The sequence below is a fragment of the Amphritea sp. GJ51-11 genome, from assembly GCF_055808735.1.
In genome coordinates this window covers 27,214-47,986 of sequence record NZ_CM147881.1, presented here as the reverse complement: position 1 = coordinate 47,986, position 20,773 = coordinate 27,214, and the positions used below count along the sequence as shown (strand labels likewise).

General features: G+C 49.3%; 20 protein-coding genes and 2 tRNA genes. 9 read left to right on the top strand and 13 right to left on the bottom strand.

Translation table 11 applies throughout. From position 1 onward, the window contains the following. Nucleotides 1–278 precede the first annotated feature (278 nt). From pcnB to AC0L4K_RS00185, 5 genes are all read left to right on the top strand, one after another. Nucleotides 279–1,691, top strand: a complete 1,413-nt coding sequence (gene pcnB / locus AC0L4K_RS00205) for a polynucleotide adenylyltransferase PcnB (RefSeq protein ID WP_473267821.1) — start codon at nucleotides 279–281, stop codon at nucleotides 1,689–1,691. Beyond that, on the top strand, nucleotides 1,684–2,187 hold the full coding sequence (gene folK, locus AC0L4K_RS00200) for a 2-amino-4-hydroxy-6-hydroxymethyldihydropteridine diphosphokinase (protein ID WP_473267820.1): 504 nt from the start codon (nucleotides 1,684–1,686) through the stop codon (nucleotides 2,185–2,187). Before pcnB ends, folK begins: the two co-directional genes overlap by 8 nt. A 130-nt stretch (nucleotides 2,188–2,317) precedes the next feature. Next, nucleotides 2,318–3,112: a 3-methyl-2-oxobutanoate hydroxymethyltransferase gene (panB, locus tag AC0L4K_RS00195; protein WP_473267819.1), complete on the top strand. Its 795-nt coding sequence runs from the start codon at nucleotides 2,318–2,320 to the stop codon at nucleotides 3,110–3,112. Nucleotides 3,113–3,115: 3 nt separating this feature from the next. Then, nucleotides 3,116–3,964 carry a pantoate--beta-alanine ligase gene (gene panC / locus AC0L4K_RS00190; RefSeq protein ID WP_473267818.1) on the top strand — a complete coding sequence of 283 codons (849 nt, stop codon included), beginning with the start codon at nucleotides 3,116–3,118 and terminating at the stop codon, nucleotides 3,962–3,964. A gap of 324 nt (nucleotides 3,965–4,288) precedes the next feature. Beyond that, entirely contained in the window at nucleotides 4,289–5,470 is a 1,182-nt protein-coding gene (locus tag AC0L4K_RS00185) for an acetyl-CoA C-acetyltransferase (protein WP_417227433.1), read from the top strand. A gap of 98 nt (nucleotides 5,471–5,568) precedes the next feature. Here the strand turns inward: AC0L4K_RS00185 and AC0L4K_RS00180 are convergent, their stop codons facing one another. Next, complete coding sequence (locus AC0L4K_RS00180; protein ID WP_473267817.1) at nucleotides 5,569–6,405, bottom strand: 6-carboxytetrahydropterin synthase; 837 nt, start codon at nucleotides 6,403–6,405, stop codon at nucleotides 5,569–5,571. Between the two features lie 129 nt (nucleotides 6,406–6,534). On the opposite strand from AC0L4K_RS00180, the gene rsuA reads away from it, so the two are divergent. The 3 genes from rsuA to AC0L4K_RS00165 are packed head-to-tail and all read left to right on the top strand — an operon-like array spanning nucleotide 6,535 to nucleotide 8,965. Continuing rightward, the gene (gene rsuA / locus AC0L4K_RS00175) at nucleotides 6,535–7,224 is read left to right on the top strand and encodes a 16S rRNA pseudouridine(516) synthase RsuA (protein ID WP_473267815.1); all 690 of its coding nucleotides are present in this window, start codon (nucleotides 6,535–6,537) and stop codon (nucleotides 7,222–7,224) included. Then, entirely contained in the window at nucleotides 7,224–8,267 is a 1,044-nt protein-coding gene (locus AC0L4K_RS00170) for a methyltransferase (RefSeq protein ID WP_473267814.1), read from the top strand. Before rsuA ends, AC0L4K_RS00170 begins: the two co-directional genes overlap by 1 nt. Nucleotides 8,268–8,287: 20 nt before the next feature. Beyond that, entirely contained in the window at nucleotides 8,288–8,965 is a 678-nt protein-coding gene (locus AC0L4K_RS00165; RefSeq protein ID WP_417227441.1) for a hypothetical protein, read from the top strand. A gap of 98 nt (nucleotides 8,966–9,063) precedes the next feature. Here the strand turns inward: AC0L4K_RS00165 and AC0L4K_RS00160 are convergent, their stop codons facing one another. Further along, nucleotides 9,064–9,447 (bottom strand): nuclear transport factor 2 family protein, encoded by a 384-nt coding sequence (locus tag AC0L4K_RS00160; protein ID WP_473267813.1) that lies wholly within the window; start codon nucleotides 9,445–9,447, stop codon nucleotides 9,064–9,066. Nucleotides 9,448–9,995: 548 nt separating this feature from the next. Between AC0L4K_RS00160 and AC0L4K_RS00155 the strand changes: the two genes are divergently transcribed. Continuing rightward, complete coding sequence (locus tag AC0L4K_RS00155; protein WP_417227445.1) at nucleotides 9,996–10,346, top strand: hypothetical protein; 351 nt, start codon at nucleotides 9,996–9,998, stop codon at nucleotides 10,344–10,346. Nucleotides 10,347–10,371: 25 nt separating this feature from the next. Here the strand turns inward: AC0L4K_RS00155 and AC0L4K_RS00150 are convergent, their stop codons facing one another. The 11 genes from AC0L4K_RS00150 to secG all read right to left on the bottom strand — a co-directional run bounded on the left by AC0L4K_RS00150 (nucleotide 10,372) and on the right by secG (nucleotide 20,763). Continuing rightward, nucleotides 10,372–10,818 (bottom strand): CreA family protein, encoded by a 447-nt coding sequence (locus AC0L4K_RS00150; RefSeq protein WP_417227447.1) that lies wholly within the window; start codon nucleotides 10,816–10,818, stop codon nucleotides 10,372–10,374. Nucleotides 10,819–10,913: 95 nt separating this feature from the next. Next, nucleotides 10,914–13,016: a polyribonucleotide nucleotidyltransferase gene (pnp, locus tag AC0L4K_RS00145; RefSeq protein WP_473267811.1), complete on the bottom strand. Its 2,103-nt coding sequence runs from the start codon at nucleotides 13,014–13,016 to the stop codon at nucleotides 10,914–10,916. Between the two features lie 218 nt (nucleotides 13,017–13,234). Then, on the bottom strand, nucleotides 13,235–13,504 hold the full coding sequence (gene rpsO / locus AC0L4K_RS00140) for a 30S ribosomal protein S15 (RefSeq protein ID WP_126159729.1): 270 nt from the start codon (nucleotides 13,502–13,504) through the stop codon (nucleotides 13,235–13,237). Nucleotides 13,505–13,635: 131 nt separating this feature from the next. Then, the gene (gene truB / locus AC0L4K_RS00135) at nucleotides 13,636–14,592 is read right to left on the bottom strand and encodes a tRNA pseudouridine(55) synthase TruB (RefSeq protein WP_473267810.1); all 957 of its coding nucleotides are present in this window, start codon (nucleotides 14,590–14,592) and stop codon (nucleotides 13,636–13,638) included. Between the two features lie 3 nt (nucleotides 14,593–14,595). Further along, nucleotides 14,596–14,991, bottom strand: coding sequence for a 30S ribosome-binding factor RbfA (gene rbfA / locus AC0L4K_RS00130; protein ID WP_417227454.1), 396 nt, complete (start codon nucleotides 14,989–14,991; stop codon nucleotides 14,596–14,598). 20 nt (nucleotides 14,992–15,011) lie between these two features. Beyond that, nucleotides 15,012–17,585: a translation initiation factor IF-2 gene (infB, locus tag AC0L4K_RS00125; RefSeq protein ID WP_417227456.1), complete on the bottom strand. Its 2,574-nt coding sequence runs from the start codon at nucleotides 17,583–17,585 to the stop codon at nucleotides 15,012–15,014. 23 nt (nucleotides 17,586–17,608) lie between these two features. Next, nucleotides 17,609–19,099: a transcription termination factor NusA gene (gene nusA / locus AC0L4K_RS00120; protein ID WP_417227458.1), complete on the bottom strand. Its 1,491-nt coding sequence runs from the start codon at nucleotides 19,097–19,099 to the stop codon at nucleotides 17,609–17,611. 36 nt (nucleotides 19,100–19,135) lie between these two features. After that, the gene (gene rimP / locus AC0L4K_RS00115) at nucleotides 19,136–19,591 is read right to left on the bottom strand and encodes a ribosome maturation factor RimP (RefSeq protein WP_417227459.1); all 456 of its coding nucleotides are present in this window, start codon (nucleotides 19,589–19,591) and stop codon (nucleotides 19,136–19,138) included. A 288-nt stretch (nucleotides 19,592–19,879) separates the two neighbouring features. After that, nucleotides 19,880–19,956: transfer RNA gene (locus tag AC0L4K_RS00110), tRNA-Met, on the bottom strand. A gap of 342 nt (nucleotides 19,957–20,298) precedes the next feature. Continuing rightward, a tRNA-Leu gene (locus tag AC0L4K_RS00105) sits at nucleotides 20,299–20,385 on the bottom strand. Nucleotides 20,386–20,397: 12 nt separating this feature from the next. Next, nucleotides 20,398–20,763, bottom strand: coding sequence for a preprotein translocase subunit SecG (gene secG, locus AC0L4K_RS00100; RefSeq protein ID WP_417227461.1), 366 nt, complete (start codon nucleotides 20,761–20,763; stop codon nucleotides 20,398–20,400). Between the last annotated feature and the right edge of the window lie 10 nt (nucleotides 20,764–20,773).

Below are 20,773 nucleotides of genomic sequence, written 5' to 3'. Positions count from 1 at the left end.
GCCTCGAATAAAAATAAAAATGAGGCTCTACAAGCTGATCGCTGAATTGACACCCAATACAACGGTCCCGAATCAGTGCTATTAGAAATAAAAACAACAAGCTAATACTGAGTTGTTGTCTAAAAGCGATCAGCTTACCCATCTCCTTTTACCCAGCCAAATCTCCCAATCCATACTGCATCAAAGATCCGATAAACTACGGCTTTTACTACGTTTTTTGATTGTATTTTGTGCTATTATTCTGCGCTCTTATTTCTGTGTAAGCATCTCAGTAAGCTATGGACAAGAACTCATCACCTATAGGCTCGTTTATCCGTAAACTATTCGGCAGTAATCGAAAGCAATCCGCCGGCAAAGCCAGCCAACCCCAAAGTGGCCCCGTGCTTATCTCTGAAGAGATCCATCGGATTCCCCGCCGACAGCTAAACGATGCGGCGATGAAAACAGCATACCACTTGCAGGATGAGGGCTATGAAGGCTATCTAGTGGGCGGCTGCATCCGTGATCTACTCATGGATAAGGAACCGAAAGACTTCGATGTCGCCACCAATGCCACTCCCGAACAGGCGCATGCCATTTTTCGCCGCTCACGACTGATCGGTCGACGCTTTAAATTGCTGCATGTACGCTTTGGCCGAGACATGATCGAAGTCGCCACATTCCGCGCCAGCCATGATAGCCAGCCCAAGAATAGCGATGGTGAACATGGCCGCCAGAATGATAGCGGCATGATCGTTCGGGATAATGTTTATGGCACTATCGAAGAGGACGCCTTACGACGCGACTTCACCGTTAACGCCCTCTATTACTGCCCTAAAGATCACTGCGTTTATGATTTCACTAACGGCTTTAATGATCTGCAGAACCGCACGCTAAGAATGATTGGCGATCCGGACTCACGCTACCGTGAAGACCCGGTACGCATGCTCAGGGCGGCGCGCTTTGCCGCCAAGCTTGGCTTCACCATTGAACCGGCAACCGAAGCCCCCCTATATGAGTTAGGGTATCTGCTGAAGGATATCGCTCCAGCACGGCTGTTCGATGAAACCTTGAAAATCTTTCAATCTGGCCATGGCGTTGAGTCCTTTCGCCAGTTCCGTAAATACGGCCTACTGGAACATGTCTTCCGGCAAACGGCTGAGTGTCTCGATGACCCACAAGGCCAACCGGTCGAGCCGCTAATACTGAATGCTTTACAGAACACCGATCGACGCTTACAGCAGAATAAGAGCGTTACCCCTGCCTTTCTGTTTGCTGCGTTACTGTGGTATCCAATGCAGCGAAGGATGGCCCAGTTACAAAAGAATGATGGCATGCACACCGTTCCGGCGATGCATGAAGCTGCCAATCAGATCATTTCTGAACAGATTCGACAAACCGCTATTCCTCGGCGCTTTTCTACCCCGATCCGCGAGATTTGGGAATTACAGTTCCGCCTGCCACGCCGTCAAGGTAAACGCGCCGACCGACTCATGGAACACCCGCGCTTCCGAGCGGCCTATGATCTATTAATGCTGCGCGAAAACAGCGGCGAAGATCTCGAAGGTTTGGGTAAGTGGTGGACGGACTACCAGACTCAAAATCCACAAATCCGCAGTCATATGTCCCGCGAAGTACCTAAAGACGAGGCACCCAAGAGGCGCCGACGTCGCCGCAGCCCGGCTAAAAAGCCCGAGCAGAACAATGGCTGAGTCTTCATCCACCGAAACATGGACCCGCTGTTATATCGGCCTCGGTAGCAACCTACAGCACCCCGTAACTCAGGTTGCCACCGCCCTGCTTGAACTTGAACGTTTAGACCACTGTCGCGCGCTGGTACATTCCAGCCTTTATCGCAGCGACCCGGTTGGCCCGCCCGGCCAACCAGACTATATCAACGCCGTCGCCAGCGTCGAAACGACCCTTTCACCCATTGAACTCCTTGATGCCTTACAGGCGATTGAACAGCAACATCAGCGGGTGAGAATTCAACATTGGGGACCACGTACCCTCGACCTAGATCTACTACTTTATGGTGATCAACAGATCAGCAGCGAGCGATTAACCGTGCCACACCCTTTTATTCAAGCACGTAATTTTGTGCTTTACCCTCTGGCTGAAATCGCACCTGAAGTGCATATTCCCAACCAGATAAGCCTCGCTAACTGCCTTGAACACTGTGAAAACGGTACGTTGGAGCCAATCTAGTCAAACAAAACATGTTATAAAACATAAGGTTATAACGTTTTTGCTGCCTATGCTTAATAGATAATAGTTAATCCTAAAAGGCCTAGGTATAATCCCCACCCGTGTGAGTAATAAATAAGCAGGTTCTCTTATGAGCAGCATTACCCTTCATACCCTAATGGCGCGGAAACAGGCCGGTGAAAAATTTGCAGTTCTGACTGCATATGATGCCTGTTTCTCTCACCTTATCAGCACCGCGGGTGTTGAGGTGATGTTAGTGGGCGATTCCCTGGGCATGGTACTGCAGGGCAACGATAGTACACTTCCGGTTACCGTCGAAGAGATGGCATACCACACGGCGGCTGTAAAAGCGGGCAATCAGGGTTCCATGATCATGGCTGATCTGCCCTTCATGAGTTATGGCACGCCGGAACAGGCTATGGACAGCGCCGCTGCATTGATGCAAGCGGGTGCCCATATTGTCAAACTAGAAGGTGCCGCTTGGCTGGACGAAACCATCGCCCTATTGGCGCAGCGCGGCATTCCCGTTTGCGCTCACCTAGGACTTACCCCACAGGCGGTCAACGTGCTGGGCGGGTACAAAGTTCAAGGACGCGACAATGATGCCGCCAAACAGATGATCGAAGATGCTGTGCGTCTAGAGCAAGCCGGTGCAGCAATGCTGTTACTGGAATGCGTTCCGTCACTGCTAGCCGGTGAAATCACGCAAGCCGTTGATATTCCCGTTATCGGTATCGGCGCCGGCGCCGCAACAGACGCCCAAGTGCTGGTGATGCACGATATGCTAGGCATCACGCCGGGACGCAGCCCTAAGTTTGTAAAAAACTTTATGTCGCAAAGCAACGATATCGCCGGTGCCTTTAAAGCCTATGCCGAAGAAGTTAAGGCAGGCACTTTCCCCGGCCCGGAACACGGATTCGAATAAACCATGAAAACTATCCATTCTATCGCCGAGCTGCGTGAAGCACTCGGCGCGGAGCGTCGTGCGGGCAAACGTATCGGTTTTGTGCCAACGATGGGCAACCTCCATACGGGTCATATCCAACTGATCCAACAATCGAATAATCATGCTGACATCACCGTTGCCAGCATCTTCGTTAATCCGCTGCAGTTTGGTGAGAACGAAGATCTCGATGCATACCCGCGCACACTCGAAGCCGACCAAGAGAAACTTGAGTTGGCGAGCTGCGATTATCTATTCGCTCCGACCATTAAAGAGATGTACCCCAATGGTCAGGTGATACAAACGCTGATTGAAGTACCGGGGATTTCAGACATTCATTGCGGTGCCACCCGTCCTGGACATTTCCGCGGCGTCGCAACCGTTGTCTGTAAGCTGTTCGGTATTGTTCAACCCGATGTCGCCATCTTTGGTGAAAAAGACTTTCAACAGTTACTGGTGATTCGCCGGATGGCAGAAGACTTATTCCTACCGGTCGAGATTCAGGGCTCCCCTATCGCCCGAGCGCAAAGTAATCTAGCGCTGAGTTCCCGGAACGCGTATCTGACACCTGAAGAACTCGCCATTGCACCAGTCCTCAACCAAACTATTCGCGCCACTATCGCGCAAATATCCGAAGGTCGACGGGATTATCTAAATCTGCAAGAAGAAGCGCAAACCCGATTAGAAGAAGCCGGTTTTAAGCGGGATTACTACTGCATATCTAAACGTCATGACTTGCAGCCAGCCGACAGTAACGATACCGAACTCGTTTTAGTTGCTGCCGCCTACCTAGGCAAAGCCCGTCTTATCGACAATATGATGCTCGACCTCTGAACCGTTATCAGGTGCCCCTTCGGGCGGCACCTGATCCTAGTATTACCCATTCCCGCCCCATCTCCACCTTAAGTCTGCTTGGCTATTCGTCAAACACCTGTTAGATTCTGTGACCGGTGACATTTATTTATTGGTTAGTGTCGCCCTCAGGGCTAACCCCATTGCAGTTGCCTTTTGTCTATGATGTACTGCACTGCACAAATAAAAATGATTACAAAAACAGCTGTAGAGTACTCAATGTCAGGTTTCAGACTGACCTGCCATCAATTCGTCACGGTGTGTGACTACACTTCTGCAGCAATCTTATAAGCAAGAGGAATAATCATGCGTGATGTTGTTATTGTAGCTGCCGGCCGTACGGCTGTAGGTAGTTTTAATGGTTCCCTGTCATCCGTTCCTGCCAGCGAGCTTGGCTCGATTGTTATTAAAGGTCTGCTGGAAAAATCCGGTGTTGCCGCCGACCAGATTGATGAAGTCATTCTCGGTCAGGTACTGACTGCCGGTTGTGGTCAAAACCCTGCACGTCAGTCCGCTGTTAACGCGGGTCTGCCGATTGAAGTCTCTGCAATGACCATTAACAAAGTGTGCGGTTCTGGTCTGAAAGCGATTCAACTAGCTACTCAAGCTATTCGTTGTGGCGATGCTGAATTCATCATTGCCGGCGGCCAAGAGAATATGAGCATCTCTGGTCATATATTGCCAAACTCTCGCCAAGGCACTCGCATGGGTGACTGGAAAATGGTTGATACCATGATCAAAGATGGCCTGTGGGATGCGTTCAACGACTATCACATGGGTATCACCACGGAGAACATTGTCGATAAATACGGTTTCACCCGTGAAGAGCAGGATGCTTTTGCCGCAGCCTCTCAAAACAAAGCTGAAGCAGCCGTCACCTCTGGCAAGTTCAAAGATGAGATCATTCCGGTTGTGATTCCTCAGCGCAAAGGCGATCCTATTGTATTTGATACCGATGAGCAGCCACGTTTTGGCGTCACGGCAGAAGCACTGGGTAAACTGCGTCCAGCCTTCAAAAAAGATGGCACAGTAACCGCTGGTAACTCATCAACTATCAACGATGGTGCTGCGGCCGTTATCCTATGCTCTGCTGAGAAAGCGGCTGAGCTGGGTCTGCCTGTACTGGCAACCATCAAAGCTTATGCGTCTGCTGGTGTTGATCCATCTATCATGGGTACAGGCCCAATCTGTGCTACTCAGAAAGCCCTTGAGAAAGCCGGCTGGACTGTTGATGATCTAGAACTGGTTGAAGCGAACGAAGCTTTCGCAGCTCAAGCCATGTCAGTTAACAAAGAACTTGGCTGGGACACCACGCTGGTTAACGTTAACGGTGGTGCGATTGCACTGGGTCACCCAATTGGTGCTTCAGGCTGCCGTATCTTCGTTTCTCTGCTGCACGAAATGGCACGCCGCGATGCTAAGAAAGGTCTGGCAACACTGTGTATCGGTGGTGGCATGGGTACAGCAGTTGCGATTGAACGTAGCTAAACCGTTGTAACAAAAAAACGCGGCCCAATAGCCGCGTTTTTTTATGTCTGTCATTCACCCTTTCATGCGTCAGACATTCACCTCAAGCTAAGCCTATATCAGGCTGTCGCAATCGCACCTTTGCCCACACCTTCAAACGCTCTCACCATGACCTCTCGAGAAGGGTGGGATAACTTAACCTGCGCCGCAAGATGACAAGCGATCTGCTCCACAGTGGTTTCAGTATCAATCAAATAACAGTGACGCGCAGGCAAGCGAATCTCAAACTCACCCTGTGGGGCATCATAGCAATAGTGATGCACTTCATCGTTCGCACTCACAAGGTGGCCGCGAGTACCGATATAGATATCGTTAAAGGTTTTCGCCCACTGCTGTTCTGCTGCGGTATCCCGCTGCCCATCTAAAAAGACCTCAATACGTGAACGATGACCGTGGGCAATCCGCTGGCAATTGCCATCGTGCTGCTGCAAACCATGACTGTAATGATAAAATGCGCCGTTGATTGCTTCCGGTACAAAACTAATCTCTAGCCCTTTCACCTCATCGGGGAATAGCGCCAAGAGCTGGGCATTACACCAAGCCGCCAAGCTAAGCTCGTTAATTTCATCGATACCCACCAGCACGATCGCCTGTTCTGGCGAACGACAGTAGAACTCACCACCCGCGGGATAACGCCAGTTGACCGTTGTTTCGCCATTCAGTAGCTCTGAATGTAGGTTCGCCATCCCAGTCGGCACCACTAACGCATGGTCGATACTGTTATCAAACCAATGCTTAACCGCTTTTTTAACGATACCAAAATCGCAAATCATCCCCTCCTCATTCAGCTCACCATCGAGCACCAGCTGTACTAGCCAGGACTCACCCAGCAAGCCTCGCTGCGGATGCAAGTAAGAAAAATCAACATTGGTAAGGTTATCTACAAAGAGCTTCACAGGCAGTCACACAGTTAATGGTAATGAATCGATATTGGAACGGCGTATATTAGCTGATTACCAGCCCTATTGCATTCTGACGAGTACCGGTATACTAGCTCTTTTTCGATAACAGGCAGATGAAATTCAATGCGACTGGATAAATATCTAAGTCAGGCAACCGGTTTACCCCGCAGCCTAGTTAAACGGCAGATCAAATGTAAGAATGTCGAGGTGAACGGTCAGCCTTGTCAGGATCACGGCTACAAAGTTCTCAGCGATGATCAAGTGACACTCGAAGGTCATGAGGTTGCGGCCCCTGGCCCGAAATATTTAATGCTGAATAAGCCTCAGGGCACCGTCTGCGTGACTGAAGACAGCGAGCACCCTACCGTTATCGACCTCTTGGAACAAGTCACCATCCGCGATCTGCATCCGGCTGGACGCTTAGATATCGACACCACTGGACTCGTATTGATCACCAACGATGGCCAATGGTCGCACCGCGTTACTTCGCCTAAACACCAATGCGATAAAGTTTATCTCGTTAGCACAGCAGAGCCAATCACCCCTGATTATGTCACGCAGTTTGCGGCAGGCATTACCCTGCGTAACGAAGATAAGCCGACCCTGCCGGCCGAGCTTGAAATTTTGTCTGCTACTCAGGCGAGAGTCACCCTGCATGAAGGGCGTTATCATCAAGTTAAACGCATGTTCGCCGCCATGGGTAACAAGGTCACCGCCTTGCACCGGGAGCAGATTGGTCATATCCGCTTAGATGAAGACCTAGAACCGGGTGAATACCGTTTTCTCACTGAAGCCGAAGCGAAATCATTCTGATGACTGACACAGCCTTTGCCCTCTTAAAACCGCAACTGGATAATGCCAGCGGCACCGCCCTTTGGGTTGCCGATGAAAACCTGCTCAATCAAACCAGCAAGGTAAATCAGGCGGTCACGGTCATTAGCAACCGCTTCGATCTATGTCAGCAACTAGACGGCGCCGGTTGGCATAGCCAATTTTCCGATTTTGATTTCAACCCTTATGCGGATCACAGTGTAGATAGCATTATCTACCGGGTGTCGAAAGAGAAACCCGTGGTTCATCATGTCATCAATCAGGCAATCCGCGTCCTTAAACCGGGCGGAACACTGAGCATCGCGGGACTAAAAAACGAAGGTATTAAAACCTATTTGGATAAAGCGAAAAAACTATTCGCTGGGCAAATGGAGCAATCCAAGTTAGACAAAAATACCTGGATGGGAATTCTGCAATCACCGGGAGCTGCCGATAGCGAATTACTGGACGATCAGGATTACACTCAGCTACGTGAAGTAGCCAGCGATGAGCACTTCAATTACAGCAGTAAGCCCGGTGTTTATGGTTGGAATAAGATCGATAAGGGCAGTGCTTTTCTGATTTCAGAACTCGCTCAATTCACTGAACGACTCGCGACACCACCGGAAACCGCCCTCGACCTCGGCTGTGGCTATGGTTATCTAGCGATGAATTGCGCACCCCTTGGCTGTAAAATCACCGCGACCGACAATAATGCCGGTGCCCTACGGGCCTGCGAAGAAAACTTTCGCCAGCACCGCATTAATGGCGACGTGATTGTGGCCGATTGCGCTGAACAGATCGACCAGCGCTATCCACTGATACTCTGTAATCCTCCTTTTCATCAAGGCTTCAGTGTTGAAGGTGATATGACTGATCGTTTCCTTAATGCAGCGCGCCGGCATCTACAATCTGACGGCATCGCCTGCTTTGTGGTAAACCTACATATACCGCTTGAACGAAAAGCTAAAAAACTGTTCTCAACCATAGAGGTTATCGCCGACAACGGTAGCTTTAAGTTGATACTACTGGCCCAACCGCACTAAACACGAGTGACAAATACAGCATGATCGCCACTTATCTAAAGCAAACCTGGTTCTTCTTCCGCGCCCATATGCAGCCAATCATGCGGATACAGCTGCCCTTTATTATTCTGATCACGCTGATTAGCATGACTGCTATGCAATCAGTCGACCCAGAAAACCCAGAGATGAACGATTCAATCTTGATGTTCTACCTCGCCAGTCTGATCTTTCTCCCACTCTATGCCGGCGCAACAATCGCCTACCTCGAGTCGGTGGTCAATAAGGAGCCCATCAGCACCATAGAGGCCCTAAAGATCGGCCTACAACGTTGGGGGCCGCTCTTTCTGACCAAGCTCCTCGGCGCCTTTGGTATCGCCCTAGGTCTGCTGCTGTTTTTTATTCCCGGTGTCTATGTGATGACCCGTTGGGGCTTTGCCGAATACTTCAGTGTGATCGAAAAAGCCAGTCCCACTGACGCGTTAAAAAACAGCTGGCAAGATACCTCTGAATACTTCTGGCCACTACTCAATGGCCTGGCCGTTCTGTTTGTTATTCTGCTCGGTAGTAACCTACTGATCGAAACCCTGCTCCAAGTCATGGGTATCGAATCCCTGATACTGCGCAGCCTGTTTGATATCGTGTTTGGCTTTCTAAACTGCTTATATACGATCTATGGCTTTCGCCTCTATTGCGTGATGCGCGAGAAGCAAAGTAGCTAGAGCCTACTGTGTCACTGGCTAGTCGCTTAAAGACAAGTCACTTGAAGGGGAAGCTTTCGCTTCCCTTGCTTAAACATTCGGCATAGTGCCCCCTCACATCAATACATCGGATTACCATTTTTAGTCTCCGCGGGAACACCCTGTATAGAATCCCAATGCTCAACGATCTTGCCCTGTTCATCAAAGCGGAAAAAATCCATCGTTACATATTGATCATTCCCTGGCCAAATCTGATGGGTATGTAACGCCACCAGATCCCCTTCAGCAATAGCACGCACGAATTCGATAGACTTACCGGGATAATCTCTAGCCATCTCATCAAAATAGTCGATAAACGCTTGCTTTCCATCCCCCACCGCTGGGTTATGTTGAATGTAACGATCGCCCACATATTGCGCTATCGCACGGCTGGGATCACCAAGATAAGCGGTGCGATAAAATGCAACGGCATTAGCTTTATTGGCGGCGGTATCATCACTCATATTAGGCTCCATCAATCAGTTGAAATAGCGGTAGCCTAGCTTGCAAGGTTGTTTTAAGACTGCTGAACACTAGACCTCTACCTAAGGTTAATACAAGGGCACAGCGTTATACCAACCGATTATCTACTCCTGTCCCGCGACCTACGCGTATTTAGTTTGATCCTAAAGGCTCCCCCATAACACCTATACCTAACATCTTAACAGCAGCCCATCTTGGTAATAAGTTATCCCCAGAACCGACCGCACAAGCCTGTGCATAACATTGGGGCAACTACCGTAAAGGCCGCTATTCATAGCCTGCAGGCTAGCGGGCAATAAATATGCAGCTCATAACTAGTCAATACAAAGACCTGATACGACAACGGTTTAACACGATCGACAACGCCACGACTAGGCCACAAACCACTGGGCAACACACTCTCGTCACGCTGATATTCTGATCTACTCAGACACTGACCCAGAATAATGGCGGTTAAAAAAACAGTTGCATTAACATCCCAAATAATCATAATGAGAATCATTATCATTAAATAAACAGGAAGCTAAACATGGACGCACTTAGAATTGATGCCTGGCTTGAACGCAAAGAACCAGTGATAAAACTACACAGCGGGTTATCTAACCACCTTATTGCTGAATGGCGCGGTAGCGCCGTAGAGGAGTTGCTTGAACATGGTATTGTTACCTGCCAAGAGTTGTTCTCAACCATCCGCAGCGTGCAACAACAGGCAGCGCACGAACTGTTACTCAATGCCTGTGCTAACTCTCTCTGCCAGAAAAATGGACCACAATGTTTTAACTGTATTACCGGACGCCTACTGCGTGCACTAGCCAGAAGTGACCAGCATGCATATCAACCATCCATTGCCGGACTGGAACAATACAGATCAGCCGTATAACGACTAACTGCACGGGGATTAGTGGCTATTGATAAGCTGAAGTTCCCCATAAAGGTACGGTAGACAGGCTATGTTTATAACTGCCATTAATCTCTTTAGTTGAGTATGAAAGATACATCAGGGTTTGTGATTGTGGATCAAAAATACGCCGTACTTTCATGGTTTTGAACAGCACGCTCTTGGATTTACGAAACACCACCTCGCCATCCTTGGAGCGATCAATGGCAGCAATCATCTGCGCAGTAATCGGCCCCGTTTGACGACAAGCAATCGACGAATCGCTCGGGTCCGCAAAATCCAGATCCGCTTCGATACTGGCAATATGACAGGTAACCCCGGTGACAACCGGATCCACCAGCACATTCAGCTTAATATCTTTGGTTGTCAGTATCCCCAGCGATACATCACCCACTTCATCACCGCCACAACCGGCTAGCCATAAAACAGAAACCATCGTTAGTAGTCTTTTCATCTTATCTCCCGGTAATAACGCTCTAACTAGTGTAAACCAAGCAGACACAAAAAAGCCCTGCATCGGCAGGGCTTTTTCAATCACTTAATGAGTCTTTATTCTACAGACTCATCTTGCTCTAGATCACGCATGGTCAGTTTGATACGGCCACGTGGATCGACTTCCATTACTTTAACTTTAACCGTGTCGTCCATCTTGATGTAATCGGTCACTTTCTCAATACGCTTGTTAGCAATTTGAGAGATGTGAACCAGACCATCTTTACCCGGCAGGATGTTTACAAATGCACCGAACTCTTCCAGACGCACAACCTTACCTTCGTAGATTTTACCCACTTCAGCTTCAGCAGTGATTTCACGTACTTTATCCACAGCCGCTTTCGCTGCTGCTTTATCAGCCGCGTAGATACGGACAGTACCGTTATCTTCGATATCGATCGTCGCGCCAGTCTGTTCAGTCAGGGCACGGATGGTTGCACCACCTTTACCGATAACATCACGGATCTTCTCTGGGTTGATTTCTAACAGTGTCATGGCTGGTGCATTGTCCGGCAGTTCTGGACGCGCATAACCAATGACTTTAGCCATCTCTTTCAGGATGTGAGCACGGGCTTCATAAGCCTGCTCCAACGCGATATCCATGATCTCTTCGGTAATACCGGTGATCTTGATATCCATCTGCAGCGCGGTAACACCCGCTTCAGTACCGGCCACTTTAAAGTCCATGTCTCCCAGATGATCTTCATCACCTAAGATATCGGTCAATACAGTGAAACGCTCGCCTTCCTTAACCAGACCCATTGCGATACCCGCAACTGGTGCCTTCAATGGAACACCTGCATCCATCATAGACAGAGACGCACCACAAACAGAGGCCATAGAGCTTGAACCGTTAGATTCAGTGATCTCAGACACGATACGGATAGTGTACGGGAACTCTTCCTGTGTCGGCAGAACCGCAGCAACACTGCGACGAGCCAGACGACCGTGACCAATCTCACGACGACCAGTAGAACCCATACGACCCGCTTCACCTACAGAGTAAGGAGGGAAGTTGTAGTGCAACATGAATGGATCGCGGCGTTCGCCTTCGATCGCATCGATGATTTGTGAATCACGGGCAGTACCCAGTGTACAGGTAGCGATCGCCTGAGTTTCCCCACGGGTAAACAGTGCAGAACCGTGTGTACCACTCAGTACGTCAACTTCAACATCGATACCACGGACAGTTTTGCTGTCACGGCCATCGATACGTGGCTGACCATCAAGGATACGACCCCGAACAATCTCTTTTTCCAGTGATTTGAAAATACCGGATACTTCAGCAGCAGAATGTTGACCCTCTTCACCGCACAGCGTTTCAACCGCTTTGCTACGAGCTTGACCCAGAGCGTTCTGACGCTCCATTTTGTCAGCCGTTTGGTAAGCCGCATTGATATCATCACCAACGACAGCACGAACCTGTTCGATCAATGCTTCATTCTTCGCTTCTGGAGCATATTCCCAACGAGGCTTACCGGCTTCAGCAACCAGTTCGTTGATCGCAGAGATAGCAACTTGCATCTGCTGATGAGCGAAAACAACCGCACCGAGCATTTCGTCTTCAGACAGTTCCTGAGCTTCAGATTCAACCATCAGAACCGCATCAGACGTGCCGGCTACGACCATGTCGAGCATAGAGGTTTGCAGTTCTTCGTAAGTTGGGTTTAGGGAGTAACCTTCAGCTTCAGTGTAACCGACACGTGCACCACCGATTGGACCCTGGAATGGGATACCAGAGATAGCCAATGCAGCAGAAGTACCGATCATTGCAGCGATATCAGGATCGTTGATCTTATCCGCAGACATAACCGTACAGATAACCTGTACTTCATTCATGTACCCCTTAGGGAACAGTGGGCGGATAGGACGGTCAATCAGGCGAGAGGTCAGCGTTTCTTTTTCAGACGGACGCGCTTCACGCTTAAAGAAACCACCAGGGATACGGCCGACAGCGTAGTATTTTTCTTGATAATGAACTGACAATGGGAAGAAATCTTGACCTTCGCGGGCTGATTTAGCACCCACAACGGTACATAACACCTGTACACCACCCATGGTAACCAACACAGCACCGCTCGCTTGACGAGCAACGCGGCCCGTTTCAAGAGTGACTTCATGCTTGCCGTATTGGAATGTCTTAGTAATTGCTTGTGGCACGATACAATTCCTTATCTTTATGCAAAACAAAAAAATATCTGTGCAACGTCACACCGGCCTCTTTATAGCCAGTACTCTGCTGGGCTCTGATCAAAACCAGAACACACCAGAGTACAGGCTGGTTGGTGTAAAACGTAGTACAGACGCATATAGAGATCTCTATTTTAGCAGACCTTAAAAAGCACCGGGGCCATCAAAGATGACCCCGGAACATTATCTTAACGACGCAGGCCGAGACGCTTGATCAGATCAGCGTAACGAGTTACATCTTTCTTCTTCAAGTAATCCAGCAGCTTACGACGCTGGTTTACCATGCGGATCAGACCGCGACGAGAATGGTGGTCATGGATGTGACCTTTAAAGTGAGATTGCAGACCAACAATGTTGTGGGTCAGCAGTGCAACCTGAACTTCAGGAGAACCAGTATCGCCTTCAACGCGTGCGTATTCAGCAACGATCTCAGCTTTCTTTTCAACAGATAATGCCATTTTAAATAACTCCAAAATTAATATGCACACCACGAATAAAAGTGTGGTGGATTAATAGTCGCGTTGTACCGAGCATATTATCAGTTCAACGTCATATCGCCCGTGCCGCCGAAGCCGCACAGACATATCAATTATATATCCTGAGTATTCATCAAGCGACGAGGCAGTAACTGCCCATAAACATCGATCTCGCCAATACCCAGAAATTTATCACTGGCGCTGTCGCGAATGCGCACCAAAGGCTGTACATCAAAGGTTTCAAGCATCACCCGTTGACCATTACATAGGGCACGGGTTTGACTATCAGACAACAACACTTCAGGTGTATCCGCAACCGGACTCCAAGAGGGTAATAATAGCGCATCCAAAGACATTTGTATGTCTTCCAAAGCCGCATCACTACCCATATCAGCGACCCGTTGTTCTAGCTCAGCCAATGGCATCATCGCCTCAGCCTTATAAGGACCAGAATCAAGCCGACGGAGCATTTGAACATGGGCTCCACAACCTAACATCTCGCCCATATCCTGAACAATCGAACGGATATAGGTGCCCTTACTACAACGGATATCGAGATCGACTTCATCACCACGGAAATCCAGTAACTCAATGCTGAAAACCGTCACCTGACGGCTTTTAACTTCAACCTGAATACCTTGACGTGCCAGCTTATAGAGCGGTTGCCCATTATGCTTAAGCGCCGAAAACATCGACGGCACTTGGGTAATTAAGCCAGTAAACTCCCGCTGTAACAGCTCATCAATCTGCGCTGCACTGAGGTTTTCCGGTAGAGGCCTCTCTTCAACCACCTCACCATCGGCATCGCTGGTATCAGTTCTTTGACCCAGTTTTGCCGTGGTAATGTAGCGTTTATCGGCATTCAGCAGGAACTGGGAAAACTTGGTCGCTTCACCGAAGCAAAGCGGTAGCATCCCTGTTGCCAGGGGATCCAATGCACCCGTATGGCCAGCCTTAGCTGCGCCATAGATCCGTTTTACAATTTGCAACGCCCGGTTTGACGACATTCCACCCGGTTTATCGAGCAGAAAAATACCGTTGACCGACCGGCCTTTTGCCCGCCTTGCCAAGGGTTACTCTCCGTCGTCCTGATCGTGTTTGGTGTCAGCCCGCTTCGCCTGAATAATCAGGTCGTTTAGGCGTCTACCACGATCAACACTTTCATCAAAATGAAAACGTAATTGCGGCATCACCCGCAGTTTGATCTTGCTGGACAGCTGTCCACGCAGGAAGCCTGATGCGCTGTTAAGAACCTTAAGAGATTCCGTTACGGCAGTGGCTTCATCTTTACCACCCATTGCCATCACAGTGATATAAATATCGGCATAGCCAAGATCTTTGGCGATCTTGACGTAGCTGATTGTCACCATGCCTAGACGTGGGTCTTTAATTTCTCGCTGAATCAACTGAGCCAGGTCCTTCTGGACCTGGTCAGATATCCGCTGTGTACGACTAAATTCTCTTGCCATAGTAGCCTGTCAAAACACTCTTAAAGGGTACGCTGAACTTCAATGGTATCGAAGACTTCGATCTGATCGCCGACCTTCACATCATTGTAGTTCTTAACACCGATACCGCATTCCATGCCCTGACGAACTTCAGCCACGTTATCTTTGAAGCGACGCAGAGATTCCAGCTCACCTTCATAGATAACAACGTTTTCACGCAGTACGCGGATACGTTTGTTACGGAATACAGAACCTTCAGTGACCATACAACCGGCAACCGCACCGATCTTAGGTGCACGGAAGACATCACGTACTTCAGCAATACCAACGATCTGTTCCTTAAACTCAGGAGACAGCAGACCCGTCATCGCCAACTTAACATCATCGATGATGTCGTAGATCACGCTGTAATAACGTAGTTCGATATCTTCACGTTCAACGATGGCGCGCGCCTGTGCATCAGCACGGACGTTAAAGCCGATCATGATTGAGCTAGAGGCAACCGCCAGGTTAGCATCAGTTTCAGCAATACCACCGACACCGCCAGAGACGACATTAACCTTAACTTCATCGGTGCTCAGGTCCATTAACGAACTCGTCAGTGCTTCAAGAGAACCACGTACGTCCGCTTTAAGGATAATGTTAAGTGTTTTAACATCGCCCGCTTGCATGTTCTCGAACAGATTCTCAAGTTTCGCCTGCTGCTGACGCTGAAGTTTAATTTCACGGTATTTACCCTGACGGAACAACGCCACTTCACGGGCTTTCTTCTCGTTAGAGACAACAGTGAATTCATCGCCCGCACCCGGTGTACCATCTAGGCCGAGAATCTCGACGGGGATAGAAGGTCCAGCGGTTTTAACCGGCTTACCATTTTCATCCAGCATCGCTCGCACACGACCATACTGCAGTCCGGCCAGAACGATATCACCCTGTTTCAGGGTACCATTCTGAACCAACAGTGTTGCCACTGGACCACGCCCTTTATCCAGACGGGATTCAACCACTACACCACGACCCGGTGCTTCAGGGATCGCTTTAAGTTCGAGTAATTCTGCTTGCATCAAGACGGCATCAAGCAGCGCATCGATACCTTCACCGGTTTTAGCTGAAACGTTGACGAACTGAACATCACCGCCCCACTCTTCCGGCAAGACATCCCGCTGTGCCAGTTCGTTTTTAACACGTTCTGGATCAGCATCTTCTTTATCGACTTTGTTAACCGCGATAACCAATGGCACGCCAGCTGATTTAGCATGGTTAACCGCTTCTTCAGTCTGAGGCATAACACCATCATCCGCCGCGACAACCAGAATAACGATATCGGTCAGCTGTGCACCACGGGCACGCATCGCCGTAAAGGCCGCGTGTCCCGGTGTATCCAAGAAGCTCACCATACCGTGGTCAGTTTCAACGTGATAAGCACCGATATGCTGGGTAATACCACCGGATTCACCTGCGGCAACCCGGGTTTTACGAATATAATCCAGCAACGATGTCTTACCGTGGTCAACGTGACCCATAACGGTAACGACGGGGGCACGCTCAACCTGCTCACCAGCAATCTCTTCTGCAGCCCCAGCGCTTTCGATCAACTGATCTTCAACGGTGTTAGCCTGCATCGCTACAGCGGTGTGACCCATCTCTTCAACAACCAAGGTGGCAGTATCCTGATCAATCACAGAGTTGATGGTCGCCATCGCCCCCATTTTGAACATGACCTTAATCACATCAGCCGCTTTAACGGACATCTTCTTCGCCAATTCTGCGACCGTAATGGACTCAGGAATAGCAACCTCATGAATAACCGGCGCTGTTGGCCGTTCGAACGCTTGCACGTTCGAACTGGTCATGCCACGCTGAACCGGCTTACCACGACGATTACCGTCACGACCACCAGGTTTACGGGACAGACGCTTATCGCCGCCTTTACGACCCGCAGCAGGCTTATCTTGGCTACGGAAGTTTTTCTCACGAGCAGGCTTACGATCCTGCTTCGGCGCATTAGCATTAGCCGGTGCAGCCGCGTTTGCATTTGCGGGTGCAGCACCAGAACGTGGTGCCGTTGCTTTTTTCGCTGCAGGCTTAGCCATTGACGGCTTAGATACTGCGGCTTTTGGTTCAGACGGTTTACCCGCTTCACCACCGGCTGCGCGAGCTGCTTTTGCCTTCGCTTCCGCTGCAGCTTTCTGGCGTGCTTCTTCGCGCTGCTTCTCTTGCGCAGCTTGAAGTTCAGCATCACGACGAGCCTGAGCATCAAGTTCGGCCTGAAGGTTATTACCTTTAACACCAGCAGCCGGAGTTTCTTCAACATCGGCACGTTTAACATAGGTACGTTTTTTACGTACTTCTACGTTGATAGTTTTCTTACCTGCAGCACCAGAGACTTTAATCTGACTGGTGGTTTTACGCTTCAGCGTAATCTTTTTAGGTTCACCATCGGATTTTTCACCGTGGCTACGCTTAAGATGGTTTAGCAGCTTCTGACGCTCATCTTCTGTTACTGAAGCGACTTCATTTTTTCCTGCAATACCTGCTTCTTTCATCTGCGTAAGCAAACGATCAACGGGAACGCCAACTACTTCGGCTAGCTGTTTTACTGTGACTTCTGCCATCTGGGTTTATCTCCTCCGTTGACTTATTCTTCGTCCGCAAACCATGGGGCGCGCGCAGTCATAATTAGCGCTGCAGCCTTGTCTTTATCCAGCTCTTTAATATCAAGCAGGTCTTCGACCGCCTGTTCAGCTAGATCTTCCATGGTCACGATACCTTTACTGGCCAGAACATAGGCCAGATGACGCTCCATACCGTCCATTTCTAGCAGGTCCTGAGCAGGCTCAACGTTATCGAGTGCCTCCTCGTTGGCCAGTTCCAGATTGAGCAGAGCATCTTTCGCGCGGGTGCGCAGTTCATCAACAATCTCTTCATCGAAACCATCGATTTCGAGCATTTCGTCTGCTGGTACATAAGCCACCTCTTCTAAAGAAGTGAAGCCTTCATCAACCAGTATTTCGGCAATATCGTCATCAACATCGAGGTGTTTAACGAATAGCTCAAGAATGGAGCCGGTTTCCGATTGCTGCTTTTCAGCGGCATCGGCTTCGGTCATCACATTCAGTTTCCAGCCAGTTAGCTCAGACGCCAAACGTACGTTTTGACCGCTGCGGCCAATCGCCATTGGCAAGTTCTCTTCTGCTACGGCCACATCCATTGAGCGAGAATCTTCATCCACCACAATAGATGCAACTTCAGCTGGAGACATTGCATTAATCACCAACTGCGCCGGGTTATCATCCCAAAGAATGATATCAACACGTTCGCCGCTTAACTCGTTTGATACCGCCTGAACACGAGCGCCACGCATACCGACACAAGCACCAACAGGGTCGATACGACCATCATTGGTTTTTACAGCGATCTTCGCCCGTGAACCGGGATCACGAGATGCCGCACGAATTTCAATAACTTCTTCTGAAATTTCAGGCACTTCGATGCGGAACAGTTCGATTAGCATCGCAGGACAACTACGGCTCATGGCCAACTGAGGACCACGCCCTTCGGTGCGAATCTCATTTAATACCGCACGTACCCGATCGCCCATGCGATAAGTTTCCCGTGGCAACAACTGATCACGAGGAAGAACGGCTTCAGCGTTATTACCCAGATCAACAATAATGTTGTCCCGTGTCACTTTCTTTACCGTACCGGAGATAAGTTCACCAACACGACTGCTGTACTGAGCGACAACTTTAGCGCGTTCGGCTTCCCGTACTTTCTGCACAATCACTTGCTTAGCGGTCTGTGCAGCAATACGACCAAACTTAACGGACTCAACTTCTTCTTCGTGAATATCACCAGGCTGAAGGCTTGTATCGATCTCTTCGGCCTCTTGCATGGTCAATTCAGTGCCCAACAAAGGTACGCCTTCATTGCTCACAACCGCCCAACGGCGGAATGTTTGGTAATCACCGGTAGCACGGTCGATTACAACGCGGATATCCGCCTCTTCGTCATAGCGCTTCTTTGTCGCTGTTGCCAACGCCAACTCAATCGCTTCGAAGATGACCTCTTTGGAAACGTCTTTCTCGTTAGATACTGCTTCTGCAACCAGTAGAATTTCTTTATTCATACAACTGCCCCAACCTCAAAATTCAATTCTTCACACTCAGAACTGAGGAACTATGTTTGCTTTTTCAATATGGTCAATCGGCAACAGGTATTCTTCCTGATCGACAACCAGCACAATATCTTCATCTTCAATACCATTGAGGATGCCTTTAAATCGTCGGCGACCATCAAATGGCATCCGCAGCTTTACCTGTACCACATGCCCGACAAACGCCTTGTACTGTTCCAGCGTAAACAGCGGGCGATCCATCCCCGGCGACGACACTTCTAATGTATATTCTCCGCTGATCGGATCTTCCACATCCAGTATGCCGCTCACCTGACGGCTCACATTGGCGCAATCATCCACACCGACACCGTTTTCGGCATCAATATAGATCCGCAGCATGCTGTGACGCCCCTGAGATACCATTTCGATACCCCATAACTGATAACCGAGAGCCACCACGGATGGCTCAATCAGTTCCTGTAACACACTCAACTTTGCTGACACGCAAAAACCTCTAAACCTACTTTTTAAGGCAAACAAAAAATGGGTCAAAGACCCATTCAACATACGACCTCTGGGCCGCAAGTACGAAAAAGCCCCTAAAAAGGGGCCAATCAACGTACTACTTGATCGACAATTTCAGACCGTTCACTGAATAATCAGTATTCTGAAATTGGTAGCGGGAACCCTTCTCGAAGAAAACCAACTATCCGTCAATAATGCCTGACAGGATTAGCGATAAGCTTCCAGAGTTCGTAACGAAACTCTTATTTCTGAATCACCATTAAAAAATGGTAGCGGGGGCCAGATTTGAACTGACGACCTTCGGGTTATGAGCCCGACGAGCTACCAGGCTGCTCCACCCCGCATCAGAAATCGGCGAGGATTATACTCCCGCAACCATTCTAGTTCAAGGACAGCTTGTACTGATTACTCAACAATCAGTGAAAAGCCATTATCTCGACTCAAAAAAGAACAACAGCCAACTCGAACACCAGCCCAAAGGGCTAGAAACAACAAGTACGGCTCTGCCAGGGCATAAACAAAAAACACTCACGGCCTTTCTTTAAACAGGGTGCCGACAATGCACTCTGCATTGGGCGCCTGCGACGGCGGTCCGAAGGACTTCATCGCAGATGAACCAACGTGGGACGATAGCCCCGCCAAGGCATAGACGAAAAAAAAGCGCTCACGGAGCGCTTCTTTAAATATGGTGCCGAAGGCGGGACTTGAACCCGCACGACCATTAGGTCACCACCCCCTCAAGATGGCGTGTCTACCAATTCCACCACTTCGGCATAAAACAAGGTTTACTCTCCAGGCGGTACGTCCGCATCACCTGTTGGTAATTTTTGCTCTTCCAGAACCGGCACTTGATCAGCCTGTTCTGCGGCGTTTTGAATCAATGCTGCTGCAGGAATACCTGCATCACCCACTGATACCGCCTTATCTTTTGCGTAAACCGCCAGCACAAAACTGGTGATAAACAAACCGGTTGCAATCACGGCCGTCATACGACTGAGAAATGAACCAGACCCTTGACTACCAAAGACAGTCTGAGAGGCGCCTGCACCGAAGGATGCTCCCGCTTCAGCGCCCTTACCCTGCTGCAATAATACCAGAGCAATAATGGCAACAGCCAGTAAAACATGTACAGCAAGAACCAGAGTTTCCATCTATTTTTCC

What these genes read in the sequence shown, in the direction of transcription:
- pcnB (WP_473267821.1), top strand. Translation starts at nt 279, where the DNA reads ATGGACAAGAACTCATCACCTATAGGCTCGTTTATCCGTAAACTATTC.
- folK (WP_473267820.1), top strand. Translation starts at nt 1,684, where the DNA reads ATGGCTGAGTCTTCATCCACCGAAACATGGACCCGCTGTTATATCGGC.
- panB (WP_473267819.1), top strand. Translation starts at nt 2,318, where the DNA reads ATGAGCAGCATTACCCTTCATACCCTAATGGCGCGGAAACAGGCCGGT.
- panC (WP_473267818.1), top strand. Translation starts at nt 3,116, where the DNA reads ATGAAAACTATCCATTCTATCGCCGAGCTGCGTGAAGCACTCGGCGCG.
- AC0L4K_RS00185 (WP_417227433.1), top strand. Translation starts at nt 4,289, where the DNA reads ATGCGTGATGTTGTTATTGTAGCTGCCGGCCGTACGGCTGTAGGTAGT.
- rsuA (WP_473267815.1), top strand. Translation starts at nt 6,535, where the DNA reads ATGCGACTGGATAAATATCTAAGTCAGGCAACCGGTTTACCCCGCAGC.
- AC0L4K_RS00170 (WP_473267814.1), top strand. Translation starts at nt 7,224, where the DNA reads ATGACTGACACAGCCTTTGCCCTCTTAAAACCGCAACTGGATAATGCC.
- AC0L4K_RS00165 (WP_417227441.1), top strand. Translation starts at nt 8,288, where the DNA reads ATGATCGCCACTTATCTAAAGCAAACCTGGTTCTTCTTCCGCGCCCAT.
- AC0L4K_RS00160 (WP_473267813.1), bottom strand. Translation starts at nt 9,447, where the DNA reads ATGAGTGATGATACCGCCGCCAATAAAGCTAATGCCGTTGCATTTTAT.
- AC0L4K_RS00155 (WP_417227445.1), top strand. Translation starts at nt 9,996, where the DNA reads ATGGACGCACTTAGAATTGATGCCTGGCTTGAACGCAAAGAACCAGTG.
- AC0L4K_RS00150 (WP_417227447.1), bottom strand. Translation starts at nt 10,818, where the DNA reads ATGAAAAGACTACTAACGATGGTTTCTGTTTTATGGCTAGCCGGTTGT.
- rpsO (WP_126159729.1), bottom strand. Translation starts at nt 13,504, where the DNA reads ATGGCATTATCTGTTGAAAAGAAAGCTGAGATCGTTGCTGAATACGCA.
- rbfA (WP_417227454.1), bottom strand. Translation starts at nt 14,991, where the DNA reads ATGGCAAGAGAATTTAGTCGTACACAGCGGATATCTGACCAGGTCCAG.
- infB (WP_417227456.1), bottom strand. Translation starts at nt 17,585, where the DNA reads ATGGCAGAAGTCACAGTAAAACAGCTAGCCGAAGTAGTTGGCGTTCCC.
- nusA (WP_417227458.1), bottom strand. Translation starts at nt 19,099, where the DNA reads ATGAATAAAGAAATTCTACTGGTTGCAGAAGCAGTATCTAACGAGAAA.
- secG (WP_417227461.1), bottom strand. Translation starts at nt 20,763, where the DNA reads ATGGAAACTCTGGTTCTTGCTGTACATGTTTTACTGGCTGTTGCCATT.